General features: G+C 65.2%; 19 protein-coding genes. 12 read left to right on the top strand and 7 right to left on the bottom strand.

The genetic code is table 11. The features are described from left to right. Window positions 1-28 precede the first annotated feature (28 nt). Together rpsA and THI_RS10565 are read left to right on the top strand one after the other, a co-directional pair. Entirely contained in the window at window positions 29-1,732 is a 1,704-nt protein-coding gene (gene rpsA / locus THI_RS10570) for a 30S ribosomal protein S1 (protein ID WP_013106245.1), read from the top strand. Window positions 1,733-1,879: 147 nt separating this feature from the next. Beyond that, window positions 1,880-2,212: an integration host factor subunit beta gene (locus THI_RS10565; RefSeq protein WP_013106244.1), complete on the top strand. Its 333-nt coding sequence runs from the start codon at window positions 1,880-1,882 to the stop codon at window positions 2,210-2,212. A gap of 69 nt (window positions 2,213-2,281) precedes the next feature. On the opposite strand, the gene THI_RS10560 is transcribed toward THI_RS10565, so the two are convergent. Next, window positions 2,282-5,122, bottom strand: a complete 2,841-nt coding sequence (locus THI_RS10560) for a valine--tRNA ligase (protein ID WP_013106243.1) — start codon at window positions 5,120-5,122, stop codon at window positions 2,282-2,284. A 182-nt stretch (window positions 5,123-5,304) separates the two neighbouring features. On the opposite strand from THI_RS10560, the gene THI_RS10555 reads away from it, so the two are divergent. The 6 genes from THI_RS10555 to THI_RS10530 all read left to right on the top strand — a co-directional run bounded on the left by THI_RS10555 (window position 5,305) and on the right by THI_RS10530 (window position 12,202). After that, on the top strand, window positions 5,305-5,862 hold the full coding sequence (locus THI_RS10555) for a hypothetical protein (protein ID WP_231836166.1): 558 nt from the start codon (window positions 5,305-5,307) through the stop codon (window positions 5,860-5,862). A gap of 173 nt (window positions 5,863-6,035) precedes the next feature. Then, window positions 6,036-6,716 carry a 7-cyano-7-deazaguanine/7-aminomethyl-7-deazaguanine transporter gene (locus THI_RS10550; RefSeq protein ID WP_013106241.1) on the top strand — a complete coding sequence of 227 codons (681 nt, stop codon included), beginning with the start codon at window positions 6,036-6,038 and terminating at the stop codon, window positions 6,714-6,716. Window positions 6,717-6,789: 73 nt separating this feature from the next. After that, window positions 6,790-7,020, top strand: coding sequence for a ribbon-helix-helix domain-containing protein (locus THI_RS10545; protein WP_013106240.1), 231 nt, complete (start codon window positions 6,790-6,792; stop codon window positions 7,018-7,020). Window positions 7,021-7,029: 9 nt separating this feature from the next. Beyond that, window positions 7,030-7,431, top strand: coding sequence for a type II toxin-antitoxin system VapC family toxin (locus tag THI_RS10540; RefSeq protein WP_013106239.1), 402 nt, complete (start codon window positions 7,030-7,032; stop codon window positions 7,429-7,431). A gap of 68 nt (window positions 7,432-7,499) precedes the next feature. Further along, window positions 7,500-11,264 (top strand): class I SAM-dependent DNA methyltransferase, encoded by a 3,765-nt coding sequence (locus THI_RS19345; protein ID WP_013106238.1) that lies wholly within the window; start codon window positions 7,500-7,502, stop codon window positions 11,262-11,264. Between the two features lie 83 nt (window positions 11,265-11,347). Beyond that, the gene (locus THI_RS10530; RefSeq protein ID WP_013106237.1) at window positions 11,348-12,202 is read left to right on the top strand and encodes a hypothetical protein; all 855 of its coding nucleotides are present in this window, start codon (window positions 11,348-11,350) and stop codon (window positions 12,200-12,202) included. Window positions 12,203-12,350: 148 nt separating this feature from the next. Here the strand turns inward: THI_RS10530 and THI_RS10525 are convergent, their stop codons facing one another. Beyond that, the gene (locus THI_RS10525) at window positions 12,351-13,292 is read right to left on the bottom strand and encodes an alpha/beta hydrolase (protein ID WP_013106236.1); all 942 of its coding nucleotides are present in this window, start codon (window positions 13,290-13,292) and stop codon (window positions 12,351-12,353) included. A gap of 124 nt (window positions 13,293-13,416) precedes the next feature. Here THI_RS10525 and dnaX point away from each other — a divergent pair, with 124 nt between their 5' ends. The 4 genes from dnaX (at window position 13,417) to THI_RS10505 (ending at window position 17,483) form a co-directional block, all read left to right on the top strand. Further along, complete coding sequence (dnaX, locus tag THI_RS10520; protein WP_013106235.1) at window positions 13,417-15,246, top strand: DNA polymerase III subunit gamma/tau; 1,830 nt, start codon at window positions 13,417-13,419, stop codon at window positions 15,244-15,246. Between the two features lie 59 nt (window positions 15,247-15,305). Continuing rightward, on the top strand, window positions 15,306-15,635 hold the full coding sequence (locus tag THI_RS10515) for a YbaB/EbfC family nucleoid-associated protein (RefSeq protein ID WP_013106234.1): 330 nt from the start codon (window positions 15,306-15,308) through the stop codon (window positions 15,633-15,635). A gap of 51 nt (window positions 15,636-15,686) precedes the next feature. Next, window positions 15,687-16,298, top strand: coding sequence for a recombination mediator RecR (gene recR / locus THI_RS10510; RefSeq protein WP_013106233.1), 612 nt, complete (start codon window positions 15,687-15,689; stop codon window positions 16,296-16,298). Between the two features lie 84 nt (window positions 16,299-16,382). After that, window positions 16,383-17,483, top strand: a complete 1,101-nt coding sequence (locus tag THI_RS10505) for an NHL repeat-containing protein (RefSeq protein ID WP_013106232.1) — start codon at window positions 16,383-16,385, stop codon at window positions 17,481-17,483. A 20-nt stretch (window positions 17,484-17,503) separates the two neighbouring features. On the opposite strand, the gene queF is transcribed toward THI_RS10505, so the two are convergent. From queF to THI_RS19340, 5 genes are all read right to left on the bottom strand, one after another. Beyond that, window positions 17,504-17,923, bottom strand: coding sequence for a preQ(1) synthase (gene queF / locus THI_RS10500; RefSeq protein ID WP_013123453.1), 420 nt, complete (start codon window positions 17,921-17,923; stop codon window positions 17,504-17,506). A 29-nt stretch (window positions 17,924-17,952) separates the two neighbouring features. Continuing rightward, complete coding sequence (locus THI_RS10495; protein WP_013106230.1) at window positions 17,953-18,585, bottom strand: RnfABCDGE type electron transport complex subunit B; 633 nt, start codon at window positions 18,583-18,585, stop codon at window positions 17,953-17,955. Between the two features lie 12 nt (window positions 18,586-18,597). Further along, on the bottom strand, window positions 18,598-19,890 hold the full coding sequence (locus THI_RS10490; protein WP_013106229.1) for a polyhydroxyalkanoate depolymerase: 1,293 nt from the start codon (window positions 19,888-19,890) through the stop codon (window positions 18,598-18,600). A 355-nt stretch (window positions 19,891-20,245) separates the two neighbouring features. Next, the gene (locus tag THI_RS10485; protein WP_331437134.1) at window positions 20,246-21,100 is read right to left on the bottom strand and encodes a transposase; all 855 of its coding nucleotides are present in this window, start codon (window positions 21,098-21,100) and stop codon (window positions 20,246-20,248) included. A 24-nt stretch (window positions 21,101-21,124) separates the two neighbouring features. Next, entirely contained in the window at window positions 21,125-21,511 is a 387-nt protein-coding gene (locus THI_RS19340) for a hypothetical protein (RefSeq protein WP_231836162.1), read from the bottom strand. Window positions 21,512-21,682: the final 171 nt, after the last annotated feature.

Raw genomic sequence — 21,682 nt, 5'->3', positions numbered from 1 at the left:
TCTTTCGTGGTTTGAAGGTCTTAACTCAATGTCCTCTGTCTCCCCAAGTGCTGCTTCCACCGAGTCGTTTGCCGCACTGTTTGAAGAATCCCTGCAATCACGCGACATGCGCACCGGCGAAGTCATTACCGCCGAAGTCGTTGCGGTCGATCAGAACTTTGTCGTGGTCAACGCCGGGCTGAAGTCCGACGCCTACATCCCCATCGAAGAGTTCCACAACGATCAGGGTGAAGCCGACGTTCACGTCGGCGATTTCGTCTCGGTTGCCATCGACGCGCTGGAAAACGGCCGCGGCGACACCGTGCTGTCGCGCGACAAGGCCAAGCGCCTGGCCTCCTGGCTGTCGCTGGAGAAGGCACTGGAAACCGGCGAATTCGTCGAAGGCACCACGACCGGCAAGGTCAAGGGCGGCCTGACCGTCATGGTCAACGGCATTCGCGCCTTCCTGCCCGGCTCGCTGCTCGACACGCGGCCGGTGAAGGACACCACGCCGTACGAGAACAAGACCATGGAGTTCAAGGTCATCAAGCTCGACCGCAAACGCAACAACGTGGTGCTGTCGCGCCGCGCCGTGGTCGAAGCCAGCCAGGGCGAAGAACGCGCCAAGCTGCTCGAAACCCTGCAAGAAGGCTCGCTGGTCACCGGCGTGGTCAAGAACATCACCGACTACGGCGCCTTCGTCGACCTCGGCGGCATCGACGGCCTGCTGCATATCACCGATCTGGCCTGGCGTCGTGTGCGTCACCCCAGCGAAGTGGTCACCCCCGGTCAGGAAGTCACGGCCAAAGTGCTCAAGTTCGACGCCGAGAAGGGCCGCGTTTCCCTGGGCCTCAAGCAGATGGGCGACGACCCGTGGCATGGCGTTTCGCGCCGTTACCCCGCGGGCACCCGTCTGTTCGGCAAGATCACCAACATCGCCGAGTACGGCGCGTTCGTCGAGATCGAGCCGGGCATCGAAGGCCTGGTTCACGTCTCCGAAATGGACTGGACCAACAAAAACGTCGCTCCGAGCAAAGTGGTGCAACTGGGCGACGAGGTCGAAGTGCAAGTGCTGGAAATCGACGAAGACCGTCGCCGTATCAGCCTGGGCATGAAGCAGTGCCGCGCCAACCCCTGGGACGAATTCGCCGCCAACCACAAGCGCGGCGACAAGGTTGCCGGCCCGGTCAAGTCGATCACCGATTTTGGCGTGTTCATCGGCCTGCCCGGTGGCATCGACGGCCTAATCCACCTATCCGACCTGTCCTGGAACGACACCGGCGAGTCTGAAGTGCGCAACTACAAGAAGGGCCAGGACGTCGAGGCTGTGGTGCTGGCCATCGACATCGAGCGCGAGCGCATTTCGCTGGGCATCAAGCAGATGCTCGACGATCCGTTCATGTCGTTTGCCGCGCTGAATGACAAGGGCAAGATCGTCGAAGGCACTGTGAAAGCGGTGGACCCCAAGGGCGCCACCATCGATCTGGGCAGCGACATCGAAGGCTATTTGCGTGCTTCCGAGATCTCGCGCGAGCGCGTCGAAGACGCCCGCAACGTGCTCAAGGAAGGCGATCAAGTCTCTGCGGTCGTCGTCAACATCGACCGCAAGACCCGCAACATCCAGTTGTCGGTCAAGGCGAAAGACGCCGCCGAACAGCAGGAAGCCATGGACCGTCTGGCGGGCGACACCCGCGAAGCCGGTACCACCAACCTCGGTGCGCTGCTGCGCGCCAAGATGGACAAAGGCTCCTGATCAGTTGCGTTGCTCGTTTGCATTGATCGACTCGCCCGTGCGGGCTGCTGTGTTGGGTAGCGTCGAACTCGGCGCAAACCCTACGCGGTCCTGATGTGCGGCGGCCTACGGTGTTCACCGGGGCCGCCGTTTTCACCTGTACCCCTTATGACTCGCTCTGATCTCGTTGAAATCCTGGCCGCTCAGTTTCCTCAACTGACCCACCGCGACGCTGAACTGTCTGTGAAGACCATTCTCGACGCGTTGGCGCAGGCCCTCGATGACGGGCATCGTGTCGAAATCCGGGGCTTCGGCAGCTTCAGCGTCAGCCATCGTTCGGCCCGCATCGGGCGCAATCCGCGCTCGGGCGAGCAGGTGGCCGTGCCCGAGAAGCGCATCCCGCATTTCAAGCCGGGCAAGACTCTGCGCGAACTGGTGGATTACCAGGCCGAAGAGCGCAAGGTGGATGGGCGAAACCAGCCCGAGAACGTCGTCGATTGAGCGTGCTTTAGCGGTCGATTCTGACGGCTGAACCCTAGTCCCGTGCCCTGCGAAGGGCACGGGACTTTTTTATGGGGCAGTCGGCAAACGCGCGATCTGCTCTTTCACCTTGACCAGCAGCGCCTGGAAATCGCTTAGACGCTCCTGCTCCTGCGCCACCACGGCGGCCGGAGCGCGATCGACGAAACTGGCGTTGGAGAGCTTGCCTTGCGCCTTGGCGATTTCGGCTTGCAAACGCTGCACTTCCTTGCCCAGGCGCGCGTGCTCCGCTGCGGCGTCCACCTCGACGAACAGGGCGAACTGCGTGGCGCCCAGCGCGGTGGTGGGCGCGGATTGCGTGGCGGCTTTCCAGGCGGCCTCGTCGGCGAACACCTTGACCTCCGACACTTTGGCCAGGGCTTGCAGGGCGAGGCGGTGGCGCTCGATCAAGCTCACGTCGCCGCAGGCCAGCAGCGGCAGACGCTGCGCCGGTGAAACGCCCAGTTCGCCGCGTAGATTGCGGCAGGCGTCGACCAGTTGCTTGAAGGCGGCGATTTCCGCTTCGGCAGCAGCGTCGATCTTTTCGGGCTGCGCCAGCGGGTAGGGCGCCACGGCCAGGCTGGCGCCGCTGCGCCCGGCCAGCGGCGCGACGGTCTGCCAGAGTTCTTCGGTGATGAAGGGCATGATGGGGTGGGCCAGACGCAGCACAGTTTCCAGCGTGCGCACCAGGGTGCGGCGGGCTGCGCGCTGTTGCTGCGGCGTGCCATGGGCGATCTGGGTCTTGGCGATTTCCAGATACCAGTCGCAATACTCATCCCAGACGAATTGGTAGATGGCCTGGGCGGCGAAGTCCAGGCGGTAGTCGGCAAAGCCCTGCGCCACCTGCTGTTCGGTGCGCTGCAGTTGCGAGGCGATCCAGCGGTCGGCGGCGCTGAAGTGCATATAGCCGTCGGGGCCGCAGTCGCCGCCACATTGATCCATGCCACGGTCGAAGGCTTCGAGTCCATCGACCTGCATCAGCACAAAGCGCGTGGCGTTCCACAGCTTGTTGCAGAAATTGCGGTAGCCCTCGCAGCGCTTGGTGTCGAAGTTGATATTGCGGCCCAGCGTGGCCATCGAGGCAAAAGTGAAGCGCAGGGCGTCAGCGCCGTAGGCGGGAATGCCGCCCGGGAATTCTTTCTCGGTGGCCTTGCGCACTGCGGGTGCGGTTTCGGGTTTGCGCAGGCCAGTGGTGCGCTTGTCGAGCAGGGGGGCGAGTTCGATGCCGTCGATCAGATCGACCGGGTCGAGCACATTGCCCTCGCTCTTGCTCATTTTCTTGCCGTGCGCGTCGAGCACCAGACCGTGGATGTAAACGTGCTTGAACGGCACCTTGCCGGTGAAGTGCGTGGTCATCATGATCATCCGGGCGACCCAGAAGAAAATGATGTCGAAGCCCGTGACCAGCACCGAGGAGGGCAGGAACAGGTCCATCTCCTTCGTCGGTTCGGGCCAGCCCAGGGTGGAGAAGGGCACCAGTGCGGAGGAATACCAGGTGTCGAGCACGTCCGGGTCGCGGGTGAGCGAGCGGTTGTAGCCCGCGGCGGACGCCTTGTCGCGCGCCTCGGCTTCGCTGCGGGCCACAAAAATTTCGCCGTTTTCGCCGTACCACGCCGGGATCTGGTGGCCCCACCAGAGCTGGCGCGAAATGCACCAGTCCTGAATATTGGCCATCCACTGGTTGTAGGTGTTCACCCAGTTTTCGGGGACGAACTTCACTTCGCCGTCGGCCACCGCGTCGATGGCCTTTTGCGCAATGCTCTTGCCGTCCGGGCCGGGCTTGGTGGTGGCGACGAACCATTGATCGGTGAGCATGGGCTCGACGATCTGGCCGGTGCGCGCACAAACAGGCACCATGTTTTTGTGCGGCACCGCTTTTTCGAGAAAGCCCTGCGCTTCCAGGTCTTTGAGCAGCGCCTTGCGCGCGGCGTAGCGGTCGAGCCCCTGATACGCGGCAGGGCCGTTTTCGTTGATGCGGGCGTCGTCGGTGAAGATGGTGATCAGCGGAATGTCGTGGCGCAGCGCGCAGGCGTAGTCGTTGAAGTCGTGCGCGCCGGTGATTTTCACGCAGCCCGAGCCGAAATCGCGCTCGACGAAGCCATCGGCGATGATGGGAATCTTGCGGTCGCACAGCGGCAGATCGACATACTTGCCGATGAACTTGGCGTAGCGTTCATCTTCTGGATGCACCGCCAGCGCGCCGTCGGCCATCATGGTTTCGGGCCGGGTGGTGGCGATGTGCATGCCGCGCACGCCGTCGATGGGCCCGTCGCTGAACGGGTAGAGGATGTGCCACATGAAGCCGTCGTGCTCCTGGCTTTCCACCTCCAGATCGCTCACCGCGCTCTTGAGCACCGGGTCCCAGTTCACCAGCCGCTTGCCGCGATAGATCAAGCCTTGTTCGTAAAGCTGCACGAAGGTCTCCACCACGGCTTTCGACAGTTTGTCGTCCATGGTGAAGTACTCGTGCTCCCAACTCACCGAGTCGCCCATGCGGCGCATCTGGCCGGTGATGGTGTTGCCCGACTGCTGCTTCCATTCCCACACTTTTTCGACAAACTTGTCGCGCCCCAGGTCGTGGCGGCTCAGTCCCGCAGCCTGCAATTGCCGCTCCACCACGATCTGCGTGGCAATGCCCGCATGGTCCATGCCCGGCACCCACAGGGTGTTGTCGCCGCGCATGCGGTGGTAGCGCACTAGGGTGTCCATCACCGTCTGGTTGAACGCATGGCCCATGTGCAGCGTGCCCGTGACGTTGGGCGGCGGCAGTTGCACGCAGAACGACGGTTTGGCGGCGTCCAGCGTGGGGGCGAACACGCCCAGTTCTTCCCAGCGCTGAGTCCAGCGGGCTTCGATGTTGTGGGGCTCAAACGATTTGGCGAGTTCGGTCATGGGAATGTGCGGGTGCGCGGCGGCATGTCGCGGTTCGGATGAAATGCGCTGGGCGCGGCAAATGACGCGACGCCCAAGCAAAGCGCCCGATTTTACGGGCGCGCGTCGCGACGTTCTACACTCAATAAATGTCTTGTCCCGATTCCAGCCGTTCCGCAAGGTATTCGCTCTGGCGAGGCCTCTTGGCCGCGGTATCTGGTCTGTGCCTGGCCGGAGCGCTCAGCGGTTGCGCCGCATTGCTGCCGCGCGGCGAGGCGCAGACCAGCAAGCCCTGGAGCAACTTCTCCCAGGCGCATGCCGCGTATGAACGGATTACGCCTTACCGCACCACAACCGCCCAGTTGCATCAGGAGGGCATCGACCCGTTGACCACGCCCAATATCACCATCCTGAACTACGCCGATATCGTGCGGCGGCTGCTGCCGCCCTCGGGCAATGACTTGGCCCTCGATCCCGGCATCCGCGACTGCATGCAGGCGCAAACCGCCTGTCGTGGTTTTGAGATCGACCAGCGCCATATCGACCGCAAGCGGGTGGGCAATTTCTGGCTCGACTTTCTCGACTTCCGTCGCGAAACCGTCACTACCGGCTGGCGTTTCAACATGCTCTTGCTCGTGGTGGATGATCGCGTGGTCTATAAGCTCTGGGGCGGGCAGCCTGAAATCTCGGAGGTGGAAACCACACGCAATCCACTGGGGCCGCTGCAGGGCTTCGGTCAATCGGTGCTCGGGCGATACTGAGCGCCAACGCGGGCGGCAAGCCAACTTCGGACGGCCTTGGGTTGCTTGCGAGCGGCGCGCGGCGAGCGCACGACGCTGTGGCTTAAAATTGCGTTTTTTCACAACTAGGCTGCGCGATAGAGCGCCAGCCGCCGGTGGTTCCCTTACCCACCGTCCAAGCAAAAAGGTCGTCCATGTTGTTCACGCTTGACTTGAGCGCTGCTCGCCAGCGCGCCGTCGTGGCCGCTCTGGCCGCGCTGCACATCGCCATCATCATCGCCAGCAACTATCTGGTGCAGTTGCCCATCACCCTGTTCGGCCTGCACACCACCTGGGCGGCGTTCAGCTTCCCGCTGGTGTACGTCGCGACTGATCTCACCGCCCGGCTGCTCGGGGCGGGCACGGCGCGGCGCGTGGTGCGCTGGGTGATGCTGCCGGCCCTCGTACTGTCCTACGCCATCTCGGTGCTGTTTCACGACGGCGCGTTTGCCGGGTGGGCGGCGCTGAGCGGGTTCAACCTGTTCGTTTTCCGCATCGCCCTGGGCAGCTTCATCGCCTACGCCGTGGGGCAGATGCTCGACATTTTGGTGTTCTCGCGCCTGCGCGCCACGCTGGCCGGTAGCCGCCATTGGTGGCTGGCGCCCTCGGTGTCGAGCGTGTTCGGCAATCTGGTGGACAGCGTGCTGTTCTTCTCCATCGCCTTCTACGCCAGCAGCGACCCCTTCATGGCCGCGCACTGGGTGGAGATCGCGCTGGTGGATTACGCGGTCAAGCTGGCAATGGCCGTGCTCGGCGTGCTGCCGCTCTATGGCCTGCTGCTGGCCGGACTGCAGCGCTGGCTGGCGCGTAGCGCGGTGCAGGCTGTGGCGGCTTGAAGTGAACGGGCGCTCCCTGCTGTTCAAATAAGTATAATTCCACATATACTTACCGGACTGTAGGGAGATCGCCATGTCACAAATCACCCTCTATCTCGACGACGCCACGCAAGCGCTGGTCGATCAGGCCGCCCGGGCCAACGGCGTATCGAAAAGTCGCTGGGTGGCCGACATCATCCGCAAATATGCCGCGCAGGAATGGCCGCAGGACTGCCTCGCGCTGGCAGGCCGGTTTGCTGATTTTCCGCTGCGTGAGGAGGGCGGCTCCGTGCAGCCCGCCGATGTGCCGCGCCTGGGCTTTTGATCGCGCGTCATGCTTTTGCTCGACAGCAACACCATCAGCTATTACTTTCGCGGCGACCCGCAGGTCGTGCCCCGTCTGCAGGCGCTTTCCCCGGCAGACATCGGCGTGCCGGCCATTGTGGAATACGAACTGCGCTACGGCCTCATGCGCCTGCCCGCAGAAGCGGCGCATCCCCGTCTGGCGGCGTTGACCGCCTTGCTGCGTCCGCTGCAGATCTTGCCCTTCGATAGCGAATGCGCCGCGCAGGCCGCCCGCATCCGTGTGGAATTGGAAGCCGCTGGCACGCCCATCGGCCCGCACGACACCCTGATTGCCGCCACGGCCTTGCGACATCAGGCCACGCTGATTACGCGCAACGGACGCGAATTCTCCCGCGTGACCGGCTTGCAGTGGCTGAACTGGCACGACTGAGCCGCCGAACGTCGGTCCGAAGGGCAGCGCGCGGCCGCCCTACCATCGCGCAAAACGCCGCCCACGCCATGACCGATCATCCCTCCGCAGCCCTCACTGCCGCCGCGCACCCCGACGCCGCCCGCGCCGCCGACTTCATCGCCCGCTGGAGCGGCGTTGCCGCCTCCGAACTCTCCACCGCGCAGAGCTTCGTGCGCGAGTTGTGCGAGCTGCTCGGCGTGCCTGTGCCGCACCCCACGCCCGAGCTCGACTACATGTTCGAGCGGCCCATCACCTTTCGCCACGGCGACGGCAGCAGCAGCCCCGGCCGCATCGACTGCTACCGGCGCGGCGCCTTCGTGCTCGAAGCCAAAAAGCTGCGTGCCAGCGCCGACACCCGCCGCTTCGACGACGCTCTGCTGCGCGCCCGCGCCCAGGCGGAGGGCTACGCCCGCGCGCTCGAACCCGCCGAACTCGCCGCGGGCGGCCGTCCGCCATTTCTGCTCGTGGTCGATGTTGGCCAGGTGATCGAGCTTTACGCCGAATTCACCCGAAGCGGCGCCACCTACACCCCGTTTCCCGATCCGCGCAGCCACCGCATCGCGCTCGCCGACCTCGCCCTCGCCGAGGTGCGCGACACCCTGCGCCGCATCTGGCTCGACCCGCTCGGCCTCGACCCCGCCCGCGCCAGCGCCCGCGTCACCCGCGAAGTCGCCGCGCAACTGGCCGAACTGGCCCGCTCGCTCGAAGCCAGCGGCCACGCGCCGCAGCTTGTCGCCGCCTACCTCACCCGCTGCCTGTTCTCCATGTTTGCCGAAGACGTCGGCCTGCTGCCCGGCGCGGGCGAAGGCGGGCAGGGTGGCCAAGGTGCACAGGGCGGGCAGGGCGACCAAGGCGGCTTCGTCACCCTGCTCAAGCGCCACCGCGACGACCCCGTCACCCTGCAGCGCATGCTCGCCGCCCTCTGGGCCGACATGGACCGCGGCGGCTTCTCCGTCGCCCTGGCGCAGACCGTGCTGCGCTTCAACGGCAAGTTGTTCAAAGGCGCGGCCGACGACGCTTATTCGCTGCCGCTCAACCGCGCGCAGGTCGATCTGCTGCTCGCCGCCGCCCGCGCCAACTGGCGCGAAGTCGAGCCCGCCATCTTCGGCGCCCTGCTCGAACGCGCGCTCGACCCCGCCGAACGCCACGCCCTCGGCGCCCACTACACCCCGCGCGCCTACGTCGAACGCCTCGTGCTGCCCACCGTGATGGAACCCCTGCGCCGCGAATGGGCCGACGCCCAGGCCGCCGCGCTGCTGCTCGCCCACGAAGCCGCCGAACTCGACGGCCGCCCGCGCGACGCCAAGATGGACGCCGCCCGCGCCGAACTCCGCCGCTTTCATCACCGCCTGTGCACCCTGCGCGTGCTCGACCCCGCCTGCGGCAGCGGCAACTTCCTCTACGTCACCCTCGAACACCTCAAGCGCCTCGAAGGCGAAGTGCTCAACCAGCTTGCCGCCCTTGGCGAAACCCAGAACAAACTCGCGTTAGAGGGCGAAACCGTCACCCCGCAGCAGCTTCTCGGCCTCGAAGTCAACGCCCGCGCCGCCGCGCTGGCCGAACTCGTGCTGTGGATCGGCTACCTGCAATGGCACATCCGCACCCGCGGCGACCGCGCCGTGGCCGAACCCGTCGTGCACGACTACGGCAACATCGTCTGCCGCGACGCCGTGCTCGCCTGGAGCGCCCAGCGCCCCCTGCTCGACGCCCAGGGCCAGCCCCGCACCCGCTGGGACGGCCGCACCTACACCGCCCACCCCGCCACCGGCGAGCCTGTCCCCGACCCCGCCGCCCAAGTGCCGCAATGGGCCTACGACCAGCCCCGCCCCGCCGACTGGCCGCAGGCCGACTACATCGTCGGCAACCCGCCTTTCATCGGCGCCGCCGCCATGCGCGCCGCGCTGGGCGACGGTTATGTGGACGCCCTGCGCAGCGTATGGCCCGACATGCCCGAGAGCGCCGACTTCGTCATGTACTGGTGGCACGCCGCCGCGCGCAAAGTGGCCGCGGGCCAGGCGCGGCGCTTCGGCTTCATCACTACCAACAGCCTGCGCCAGACCTTCAACCGCCGCGTGGTGCAAAGCGCCCTCAACGCAGATTTACACCTCGTTTACGCCATCCCCGACCACCCCTGGGTGGACAGCGCCAGCGGCGCCGCCGTGCGCATCGCCATGACCGTGACCGCACCCGGCGCAGGCGAAGGCCGCCTGCAGACCGTCATCGCCGAGACCCCCGGCGAACACGGCGAAATGACCGTGCAACTGCGCGAGCAGACCGGGCTGATTCACGCGGATTTGACGGTGGGGCCGAACCTGTTGTCAGCGCAGCCTTTGCGGGCCGATCTGGGTTTGAGCAATCGCGGCGTGCAACTCTTTGGCGCTGGATTCATCGTCACCCCCGAGCAGGCCGCTGCGCTGCGCCCCACCCCGGCCCTCCCCACAAGTGGAGAGGGAGCAACCACACATCTCCCACGCAGGGGAGATGTTGGAAAGGAGAGGCCCACCCCGGCCCTCCCCACGAGTGGAGAGGGAGCAAACACAGCCAGCCTTGCTCCTCCCCCACCCCGTGGGGGAGGTTGGGAGGGGGAGATCGTGCGCCCCTACCGCAACGGCCGCGACCTCACCGACGCCCCGCGCGGCGTGCTCGTCATCGACCTCTTCGGCCTCGACGCCGAGCAAGTGCGCAGCCGCTACCCGGCCATCTATCAATGGCTGCTCGAACGCGTGAAGCCCGAACGCGACCAGAACCAACGCGCCACTTACCGCGACAACTGGTGGATCTTCGGTGAACCCCGCCGCGAATTGCGCAAACAACTCGCCGGCCTGCCGCGCTATATCGCCACCGTCGAAACCGCCAAGCACCGCACCTTCCAGTTCCTCGACGCGTCCATCCTGCCCGACAACAAACTGATTGCCATCGCCCTCGACGACGCCTTCTACCTCGGCGTGCTGTCCAGCAGTACGCATGTCACCTGGGCACTGGCGCAGGGAAGCACGCTGGAGGATCGTCCGGTCTACGTCAAAACCCGCTGCTTCGAAACCTTCCCCTTCCCCGACGCTGACACCGGCCTCACTCCCGCGCTGCGCCAGCGCATCGCCGAACGCTCCGAAGCCATCGACGCCCACCGCAAACAAGTGCTCGCCGCCCACCCCGGCGCGCTCACCCTCACCGCGCTCTACAACGTGCTCGACGCCCTGCGCGCAGGCCGCGCCCTCACCCCAAAGGAGCGCACGGTGCATCAACTCGGCCTGGTCGCCGTGCTCGCCGAACTGCACGCCGAACTCGACGCCGCCGTGCTGGCCGCCTACGGCTGGAGCGACCTCGCCGCGCCGCCTCGCCCCCTCTCCACTTGTGGGGAGGGCCGGGCAGGGGAGGTCGGCGACGCGGTCGCCCCCCAATCTGCCACCCTCATCCTGCTCACCCGCCTGCTCGCCCTCAACCACGCCCGCGCTGCCGAAGAAGCCGCAGGCACCGTGCGCTGGCTGCGCCCGGCGTTCCAGCACCCGCAGACCAACCCCGTCCGGCCCACCCAGGCCACGCTCGGCATGGGCGTCGTGGGCGCGCACCCCATCGGCACGGCCAACCCGGCCCGCAGCCCCGAGCCGCCCGCCCAGCCCTGGCCGTCCACCCTGCCCGAACAGATGCGCGCCGTGGCCGACCTGCTCGCCGCCAGCGCCCAGCCGCTCGACCTCGAAGCGCTCACCTCGCGCTTCAAAGGCCGCGGCCCCTGGAAAAAAAGCCTGCCCCGCATCCTCGAAACCCTCGAAGCCCTGGGCCGCGCCCGGCGCGAAGGGCAGGGCTGGCGGGGGTGAGCTTGGCGATCTGGCATGCGCTTAGACTTTGAACACCGAAACCCGACCGCCAACAAGGCGACACCCTCTCAGGACCACCCGCGATGAGCTTCCCGCAGCAGACTTTGCAACTCGACGAATCCGCCATCCGCATCTATTTGTTCGATGAGGTGTACCCGGCCCGCGCCGCTGAGGAACAGGCGGAGAAGAAAAAGCTCTCGGCGTTCGGCATGCTGGCCAAGTTCAACCCGCTCAATCGTCCGCGCGATGACACGGTGCGCCTGAGCCGCAAGGAGTTCCGGCTGGAGCCGTTCTGGCATGTGACGGCCACGCGCAGCGTGGACTACACCACGCAGATGACCTACCCGGTGCCGGTGCACAACCCCTATGCGCACAAAGTTGAACTCAACGGCGAGCAATACGAGGTGACGCGGCAGGGCGACAAGGCGCGCATCGATCTGGCGGTGACCGAGATGTGTCACCGCAAGATGGCTTTCGACCAGTTTTCCGATGGTCTTGGGCGCGACATCAAGCCGGGCACGCTCGATGGCTATCGCACCAAATACAAGTTTTCCGAGGTCGAGCAGATCGAGCGCGAGGAACTGATCAAGCCCACGGTGCCGCAGCAAGCGGCGCTGCTGGCCGCCAGCACCGCGCTCAACGGCAACAGCATCAACGCGCATCACATCCAGTCGGACGCCATTGTGGTGGAGCGCCTGCACCTTTACTGGCGACCGGTGTTCGCATTCGAGTTCATCTGGTCGACCGCCGACAAGCGCGGGGTCATCGAGGTGAACGGCCTGACTGGCGAGGTCAGTGAGAACGGTCAGTGGTTCAAGGACAAGCTGAGCAAGGTGATGACCCGCGAGATGCTGCTCGACGCGGGTTGCGAATTGGCCGGTGCGGTGGTGCCGGGCGGGGGTATTGCGGTGAAGATCATCGGCAAGCTCACTGAATAGCGGGGCGGCCAGGCTGAGCGCGGCCGCGAGTTGGGCTGCGGGTCGCGAGGGCTCGGGTGAGGGTGGGCATGAGCGATCTCCCAACCGCCCGCGGGTGCGGACGGAAGACAACTTTGGGTGCTCCGCCAGCTCGGCGCAAGGCCGTCGATCAAGGCGTGGCTTGAGTGGCAGCAAGAGCTGCCGTGCTCGGCTGGGGCGCGTGGTGCACGAAATCCACCACGTCGTCGAGCACGGGCGACATCCAGCGCAGCGGGCTGGCGAAGGAGCCGATGAGGGTTTCGTGGTTGACGCCTGGGTAGAGGTCGAGCGTGACCTGGGCGCCGTCGGCCTTCAGTGCCTGGGCGAGTTGCACAGTGTTGCGCTGCGGGTTGACCAGGCTGTCGACGCGCGCTGCGCCGAGGAAGGTGCGCGGCACGCGGGCGTCGTGAACGTAGTCGATGGGCATGCAGCTGGCGGGGTAGTCGGGGAAGTGGAAAACCGGCTGGACTTCTCGGTCGGTGATGGGCAGAAAGTCGTAGGGCCCGGCCAGCCCGATCCACCCGGCCAGATCGGCGCGGCGCAGACCGACGGCGTGCAGCCAGCGCGGGTCGAGCGCCAGCATGGCGGCGTTGTAGGCACCGGCGCTGTGGCCCATCAGGTAGATCTGGTGCGGGTTGCCGCCCCAATGGGCGATGTGCTGCGCCGTCCAGGCGACGGCGCGGGCGTTGTCGCGCAGGAAGTCGGGGTAGCGCACTTCGGGATAGAGGCGGTAATCGGCAATGACGGTGACGATGCCGCGCGCAGCCAGCGCCTCGCCGACGAAACGGTACATGGCGCGGTTGCCGCTGGTCCAGCTGCCGCCGTAGAAAAACACGACCACCGGGGCACCGCCGGGCTGGGGCTTGCGCAGCGTGGCAGCGTTGGGCCGGTAGATGTCCAGCGCTTCGCGCGGGGCGGGGCCGTAGGCGATGTCGCCACTGAAGGTGTAGGTGTCGGTCGGGGTGAGCCGGTTGATCAGGGTGACCGGCGAACAGGCGACCATGAGCGGGGCGAGGCAGGCCAGGGCGAGACGCTGGCAAAGTCGGGTCAGGGTCGGCAATGAAGGGCGCATGGGGCGTGGAGCAAGGTGTCAGCGGGCGGCAGGTCTGCTTGGATTGGGGTTTGTTCTCTCTACGGCGCCACGAGGGTTTTGGATTCAGCCTGAGGGGATGATGCAGGCTCCTAGAATCCGGCCTATGACTTCCGTCGCGCTGGCGCGCAAGTGGCGCCCTAAATCATTCGCCTCCCTCGTGGGACAAGACCATGTGGTGCGGGCGCTCACGCATGCGCTCGACCACGACCGTCTGCATCACGCCTATTTGTTTACCGGCACGCGCGGGGTGGGCAAGACCACGGTGTCGCGCATTCTGGCCAAGGCGCTCAATTGCACCGGGCCGGATGGGCAGGGCGGCGTCACCAGCCAGCCGTGCGGCGTGTGCCCGGCGTGCACCGAGATCGACGCCGGGCGCTTTGTCGATTACATCGAGCTCGACGCCGCCTCCAATCGCGGGGTCGAAGACATGACCACGCTGCTGGAGCAGGCGGTCTACAAGCCCACGGCCGGCCGCTTCAAGGTGTACATGATCGACGAGGTGCACATGCTCTCGAACCACGCCTTCAACGCCATGTTGAAGACGCTGGAAGAGCCGCCCGATTATGTGAAGTTCGTGCTCGCCACCACCGACCCGCAGAAGGTGCCGGTCACGGTGCTGTCGCGCTGCCTGCAGTTCAACCTCAAACAGATGATGCCGGGCGCCATCGTCGGCCATTTGCAGCAGGTGCTGCAGGCCGAGAACGTGCCGGCAGACGACGCCGCGCTTCGGCTCATCGCCCGCGCCGCGCACGGTTCGATGCGCGATGCGCTCTCGCTCACTGACCAGGCGCTGGCCTACTGCGCCGGGCGGGTGGAGACCGAGGCGGTGCAGCAGATGCTGGGCACGGTCGATCGCAGCGATCTGCTGCTTATTTTGCAGGCGCTGGCCACGCAGGACGGTGTGGCGCTCATCCATCAGGCCGATGCGTTGGAAGCGCGCGGTCTGTCTTTCGGCGCGGCGCTGGAAGAGCTGGCCGCGCTGCTGCAAACCATCGCCCTGCTGCAACTCGTGCCGCAGGCCGCCGATGCCGACGACCCGCAGCATGAAGCGCTGGTCGCCCTGGCCGCACAACTCAGCCCGGAGCTGGTGCAACTGGCCTACACCACGGTGCTGCATGGCCGCAACGAGCTGTCGCTCGCCCCGGACGACCGCACCGGCTTCACCATGACCCTGCTGCGCCTGCTGGCCTTCGCCCCGGTCATCGCGGGCAGCGTGCCCAGCTTGCCGCCAGGCGGGCTGGCGCTGCCCAAGGCGGCGGCTCCGGCTTCGCCACCGTCACAGTCGGCTGCGGCGCAGGTCGCTGCACAGCGCGAGCAACCGGCCACCAAATCCGCGCCCCCGGTGCAAACCGCAGCCAAGGCCATGCCGCGTACCGCAGCGACCTTGAGCGCCCCATTGGCGCCCGCCGCTCCCGTGCTCGCCGCGGAGGAAGCGCCCGCGACAAGCTATGCGGCTAAGCCCGAACCGCAAACCCCGCCGCAGCCCACCTCATCACCCCGCCCCGCCGACATCAAGCCGCCCCTGCAAATCACGCCCGACACCGACTGGCCCGCGCTGGTGCAGCGGCTGGAAGTGCCCGCGGGTCTGCCACGCGCGCTGGCGCAGCAAAGCGAACTGGTGGCCATGCAAGGCACGGAGTGGCTGCTGCGCGTGCCCAACGAACAGCTCACCCGTGCCGGTTCGCTCGACAAGCTGCAAACCGCCGTGCGTCTGGCCTTGGGACAAGACATCGTGCTGCGCGCCGAGGCCGGCGAAGTGACTGACAGCGTGATGCAGCGCGACGCGCGCGCCAAGGCCCAGGCGCAGGCCGATGCCGAAGCCGCGATACGCAACGATCCGCTGGTGCAGCAGCTCATGCACGATCTGGGCGCGCAAATCGTGCCCGGCAGCCTCAAACCCATGCCCCCGTCAGCGCAGCCGACATCCGCCTGACCGACAATGCCGCGTTGCTGCACGCGCGGCGATTTCATTTCTCAATCGAAGGACACCCCATGTTCAACAAAGGACAACTTTCCGGCCTGATGAAGCAGGCGCAGCAGATGCAAGACAACCTCAAGCGCGTCCAGGACGAGCTTGGCCAGATCGAGGTCGAAGGCCAGTCTGGGGCGGGCTTGGTGAAGGTGACGATGACCTGCAAATACGGCGTCAAGCGCGTGAACATCGACCCCAGCCTGGTGGCCGAAGACCGCGACATGCTCGAAGACCTGGTGGCCGCCGCCTTCAACGACGCGGTGCGCAAGGCCGAGGCCACGTCGCAGGAAAAAATGGGCGCCGCCACCGCGGGCATGCCCCTGCCGCCCGGCATGAAGCTGCCGTTCTGAGCGACGGGCGAAGTTGAACTGAAGTGGCCCCGAACTTGACCTCGACACGTCATGCATGAGGCCGCGCCCGGCCATGTGCCCGCGCTCGACGCGCTGATCGACGCCCTGCGGCATTTGCCCGGCGTCGGGCCGAAGTCGGCGTCGCGCATGGCCTATCACCTGCTCGAACACGACCGCGAGGCAGCGCAGCACATCGCCCGCGCGCTCGACGCGGCGCTAGGCGCGGTGCAACGCTGCGCGCGCTGCAACACCCTCACCGAAGACGCGGTCTGCAGCATCTGCGCCGACCCCAGACGCGACGCCCGCCAGCTTTGCGTGGTGGAAAGCCCCGCCGATCTCGCCGCGGTAGAGCAGACGCTCACCTACCACGGCCTGTACTTCGTGCTCATGGGCCGCATCAGCCCGCTCGATGGCTTGGGGCCGAAGGAAATCGGCCTCGACCGGCTGATGACCCGCGCGCTCGACGGCGCGGTGGAAGAGGTGATTCTGGCGACCAACTTCACCAACGAAGGCGAGGCGACGGCGCATGTCATCGCCGAAACCCTGCGTCCGCGCGGCCTGCGCGTTACCCGCCTGGCGCGCGGCGTGCCCGCCGGGGCCGAGCTGGAGTATGTCGATCTCGGCACCATCGCCCGGGCGCTGGTCGACCGGCGCGGCACTTGAGTGGCACGCCTGCAAGTAAAAATCTGCTGACATAAGCTTGAGCCTGAACCGCGCAACCGTCGCGGGCACTTACCCTGAACTCTTATGCAGCGACGACACTTCATTCAATCGGCCGGAGCCCTGGCGCTGGGCACGGCCTTGTCCCCTTTGATCAGTCAAACCGCTTTTGCTGCCATGCAGGCCGCAGGCACGCTGGAGGTCTTTGCAGGTGCCATTGGCCCTGGCATGTACAACGGCGGCGACTTCGCCCAGGCGCGGTTTCACGACCCGCGCGGCATGGCGCTGGACGCGCAGGGCAACATCTTTGTGGCCGACTACGTCAACAGCGTGGTGCGCAAGCTGGGCACTGACGGCCAGGTCAGCATTGTCGCCGGGCAGGTGGAGCAGCGCGACGCCCGCAACGGCCCGGCGCTGCAGGCGCGGTTTTATTCGCCTGAATGCGTGGCGGTGGCCACCGATGGCACGCTGTTTGTGAGCGATTCCGGCAGCAATACGGTGCGCCGCATCAGCCGGGAGGGCAGGGTGAGCACTCTGGCTGGCAAGCTGGAGGTCGAAGGCTTTGCCGATGGCACTGGCCAGCAGGCGCGATTCAATCACCCCGTCGGGCTGGACGTGAACGCAAAAGGCGTGGTGTATGTGGCCGATGCCTACAACAGCACGGTGCGCCGCATCAGCGCAAAAGGGGTGGTCAGCACCCTGGCCGGTTCACCCGGCGATACCGGCTGGCGCGATGGGCGGGGAGCGCAGGCACGTTTCAACACCCCGGTCGGGCTGACGCTGGACGCGCAAGGGCAGATTTACGTGAGCGAATACTTCAACAATGTCATTCGCAAAATCACGCCCGATGGCACGGTAACGACCTTTGCAGGCAAACCCGGCAAGGGCGGTTTTGCCGATGGCAACGTGGGGGAGGCTCTGTTTTTACACCCACAAACCCTGTCGTTCGCTCCAGATGGCAGCTTGATCGTGGCCGATACCGGCAATAACCGGGTGCGCCGCATATCGCCGCAAGGCGAAGTTTCCACCCTGGCCGGAACCGGTGCGGGCGAGAAGGTGACCACGGGCGCCTTGCCCGCCGAGCTGCATCTACCTTATGGCGTGCTCGCCTTGGCCGATGGCTCGGTGCTGGTGACGGGGCTGAACGCCATTTTGCGCATTCAGCCGTCAAAACTGCTCAAGGCCTGAGCAAGTTTCGTTAAGTCCTCTTAATTCGCTGCGGGTTCGGCGGCGTCGAACTGCGTCAGATCGACGCGCGGCGTTGGCTTCCACCCACGCTTGCGGTGCTCGACCACCACATTGGTGTAAATGCCGCCGCGAACATACCAGCGCGCCGTCACGCGCAGGAAGCGTGGCGACATGGCCTTTACCAGATCGTCGAGGATGGCGTTGGTGACCTTTTCGTGAAAGGCGCCTTCGTCGCGATAGCTCCACATATAGAGCTTGAGGCTTTTGAGCTCGACGCACTTCTTGTCAGGGATGAAGTCGATGTCGAATCGGGCGAAATCCGGCTGACCGGTGAGCGGGCACAGGCATGTGAATTCAGGCACCTGCATGTGGATGTGATAGTCGCGCTCAGGGGCGGGGTTTGGGAAGGTTTGCAGGGATTTACTGGGTTTTGTGGTCATTTTCTTGCGATTTGGCTGAAATTCAGAATTCAAGGAGCACTGCGCTGGCGCTGCCGGGCGCGCTCCAGAGCCGCTTGCAGCAGGGCGGTCTTGTGGTCTGCCGCAGGAGCCGGTGCGGCGGGTGGCTCAGTCTGCGCCAGTGGGCGAGGGTGACGTTCGAGGTGCCGAGCATAGCGCTGGCGCGCTTCGTCGGCCTGCGCCGGGCTCCAGGCATTCCAGCCGCTGCGGGTGGCCAGAGCGGGGTCGGTCAGCGCTTCCATGCGTATGCAATCGACCGGGCAGGGCGGCAGGCACAGGGCGCAGCCGGTGCACCAGTCTTCGATGACGGTGTGCATGCGCTTGGAAACACCGGCGATCGCGTCCACCGGGCAGGCTTGAATGCACAAGGTGCAGCCGATGCACAGGGCCGGGTCGATCACGGCGCGCTCGCGCGGGCCTTCCGTTCCGCAGGATGGGTCGAGCGCGGTAGCCGGGCGCTGCAGCAGATGAGCAAGTTTTTCAACACCCTGCGCGCCGCCGGGCGGGCAGCGGTTGATGTCGGCCTGGCCTTCGGCGATGGCCTGCGCGTAGGCGGCACAGTGGGGGTAGCCGCAGCGGGTGCACTGCGTTTGCGGCAGCAAGGCGTCGATTTGCGCGGCCAGGGCGACGGTCGCAACGGGCATGAGTCAACAGGTTCAGGCGGAGGCGTGGGATCGCGTCGGTTTGCGCGGCGGATCGCCCGCAGCCCCTTGAGGATGCGCGGCGATGAAATCGCGCACGACGGGATAGACCTTTTCGCGCCAGCGCCGTCCCGCAAAAATGCCGTAATGCCCCGCGCCTTCTGCCACGTAATGTTGACGGCTGACCGAAGCGATGCCGGTGCACAGGTCGTGCGCCGCCTCGGTCTGCCCCGCGCCGGAAATATCGTCGAGCTCGCCTTCGATGGTGAGCAGCGCCGTGCGGTGGATGTCTTGCGGGCGCACCGTCTCGCCTTCCACCGTCCAGGTGCCGTTGACCAGTCCGAAGTCCTGGAACACCAGCTTGATGGTGTCGAGGTAGTAATCGGCGTCCATGTCGAGCACGGCGTTGTACTCGTCGTAAAAACGGCGATGCGACTCGGCATCATCGTTGTCGCCGCGGATCAGGTCGAGAAAGTAGTCGTAGTGCGAGGTGAGGTGGCGGTCGGGGTTCATCGCCACGAAACCGCTGTGCTGCAAAAAGCCGGGATAGACACGCCGACCCGCGCCGGGGTAGTTGGCGGGCACGCGGTAGATCACATTGTTCTCGAACCACTCATAGCTCTTGTTCATCGCCAGGTTGTTCACCGCCGTGGGCGACTTGCGCGCGTCGATGGGGCCGCCCATCATGATCATGCTGCGCGGCGCGATCTCGCCCGCACTGGCCATGAGCGAAATGGCACCCAGCACCGGCACCGTGGGCTGGCAGACCGACATCACATGCACATCGGGGCCGATGGTGGCAATGAACTCGCGGATGTAGGCAACATAGTCATCCAGGCTGAAACGGCCCTGCTCGGTGGGCACCATGCGAGCGTCGGTCCAGTCGGTGATGAACACCTTGTGATCCTGCAGCATGGTTTTCACTGTGTCGCGCAACAAGGTGGAATGATGGCCCGACAGCGGCGCCACGATGAGCACGGTCGGATCATCCTTGAGCTTGCCCAGCAGGCTGACGTCGTCAGAAAACCGCTTGAACCGCAGCAGACGACAGAAAGGCTTTTCCAGCACGACCCGTTGCTGCACTGCGACAGTCTTGCCCTCGATCTGCACGCTATTGATGCCGAACTCGGGTTTTTCGTAGTCCTTGAGCAACCGGTGCATCAGGTCGTAGCTGGCTGAGACACGCTGGGTGACGTTGTGCGGCACCGCAGGCCACACCGGGTTGGCGTAAAACTTGGCGGCAGCCTCGGCAAAATCAGCCAGCGGCCGCATCAGTGAGCGCTGGGTTTCATACAGGTCATACACCATGATGGACTCCGACCTTTTCTTGTTGCGATGCACAAATTTTACTCGCGTAGATCTGCTAGCGCAGCAGGGGTTTTGCTACCCCGTCTTCTCGGCGGGAAAGAGCAAACAGCGTGCGCTGCAAACCGAAACAAGTGCTACGAGGCCAGACCTGACCAGGTACCGCAAAGTTTCAGCAGCCTGCTCCGAATAACGAGGCTGTGCAAAAACCCCAAGTCCAGCCGCAGACTGGCGCATGGGTTCAGTTTTCTGGATCGCCATGGTATGGGTCCCTCCTGATTTCGTTCTCGGTTGATCCACCCGTCTGATCAGGCCTCTGCGCTCATTCTGACACCGAACAGGACTCGTATCCCACCCACTATGTCTTCAGGTCGCACCCGGCCAGCTTCTCGATGTTGTGCACCAGGCAATACAGCCGCCACTGCACCCCCACCTTGTGTTGGCCGCGCAGCGTGAACCGGTTCAATCGCTTGTTGTGCCGGATGTTGCCAAACACCGGCTCCACCGTGCCGATGCGCTGCTTCATCGCCTGGAGAACCTCGTTGGGACTGCGCTGGTTCTTCTTGAAGATCGCCACCTGCCGCACCGCCGTGCGCTGCGGATGGCGCAGGCATCGGTGTCTTTGCTCGCAAGGCCCGCAGCCGCTTTTGCTGCCGGTGTACTTGTGGCAGCTTCGCCCGTTGATCGTGCAGCCGCTGCCGTTGCTGTAGAGCTTGCGGCCCGCTGGGCAGAGACAATGGCTTTGATCCTCGGATACCTTGAAGTCCTCAGGCCGGTACAGCCGCATCTTCTGTGGCGACCCCGTGGGCTTCTTCTCGTACAGCGGATCACCCTTGGCCTTGTGTTTGCCCTGCGCTTCAAAGCGCTCGTCGCGTTGCCTCATCTGGTTGTCCGCGATCAGCGCGTCGATGTTCTGCTCGGCCAGCGCCTGCAGGTTCTCGGTGCTGTGGTAGCCCGCATCGGCGGTGATCAGGGTCTGCGGCCTTCTCAGCGCTTCGCTGGCTTTGACCATGGGCAGCAGCATGGCCTGCTCCGAGCCTGAGCCGATCACTTCGGCGGCCACGATGATCTGGTGCTCACTGTCCACCGCGGCTTGCGCCGCATAGCCCTGGATCACGCCTTTACCAGTGGCCATCTTGGCGCTGTCGGGGTCGGTGACGTTGGTCTTGAGTTCCTGGCCTTTGCGGTTGCGCCGGGGCTTGCCGGAGGCAATTCCGCTTGACCGAATGGTTAGGCTTCACGGCAGTAGCAGCCACGTGACTTGATAGACCCGGCCGAGTAGCACTTGCGCCCTTTCAGTTGGGCTTCCGCGTTCAAGCTCCTTCGTGACCGACGCTCTGAACTTTGAGTCTCTGGTTCGACGTACCAGTTCTTCACTCAGAGCCTCGACATACGCAGCCGTAACGGGCTGTTGCTTCAGTTCAGGGGCGTTCTCCTTGCCGCCGCCATAGGCGCGTTGAAATCGACGAGGCTCGGAATGCAGGGTTGGATTTTGGCCAAAGGCGTCATACGTGATGTTGTGTCGCTCGTTGTCAGCGATGTCTCCTATGTCCAAAGGATCAAGGAGGATGGCGTTTGGCGCGATCGACGCACCGCGGAAGTTGGTTTCGAGTTCGTGGCTCAAATGAAACCTCGGCGCGCAGTAGAACGCATTGCCTCTGGTCCTACTCAACTCGCAGAGCACGTTGTGCTGCTCATTGTCGACAGGAAAGCGGAAGTAGGGTTGGCCATGAGCGGCGTAGAACTGTACGTTCCGACCCGCCCGGACCTCCGCAAACGACGAAACCTTGTGTTG

It is taken from the genome of Thiomonas arsenitoxydans (genome assembly GCF_000253115.1).
Classification (GTDB): domain Bacteria; phylum Pseudomonadota; class Gammaproteobacteria; order Burkholderiales; family Burkholderiaceae_C; genus Thiomonas; species Thiomonas arsenitoxydans.
The sequence above is the reverse complement of the archived record's forward strand: the minus strand, read 5'-3'. Positions and strand labels throughout refer to the sequence as shown.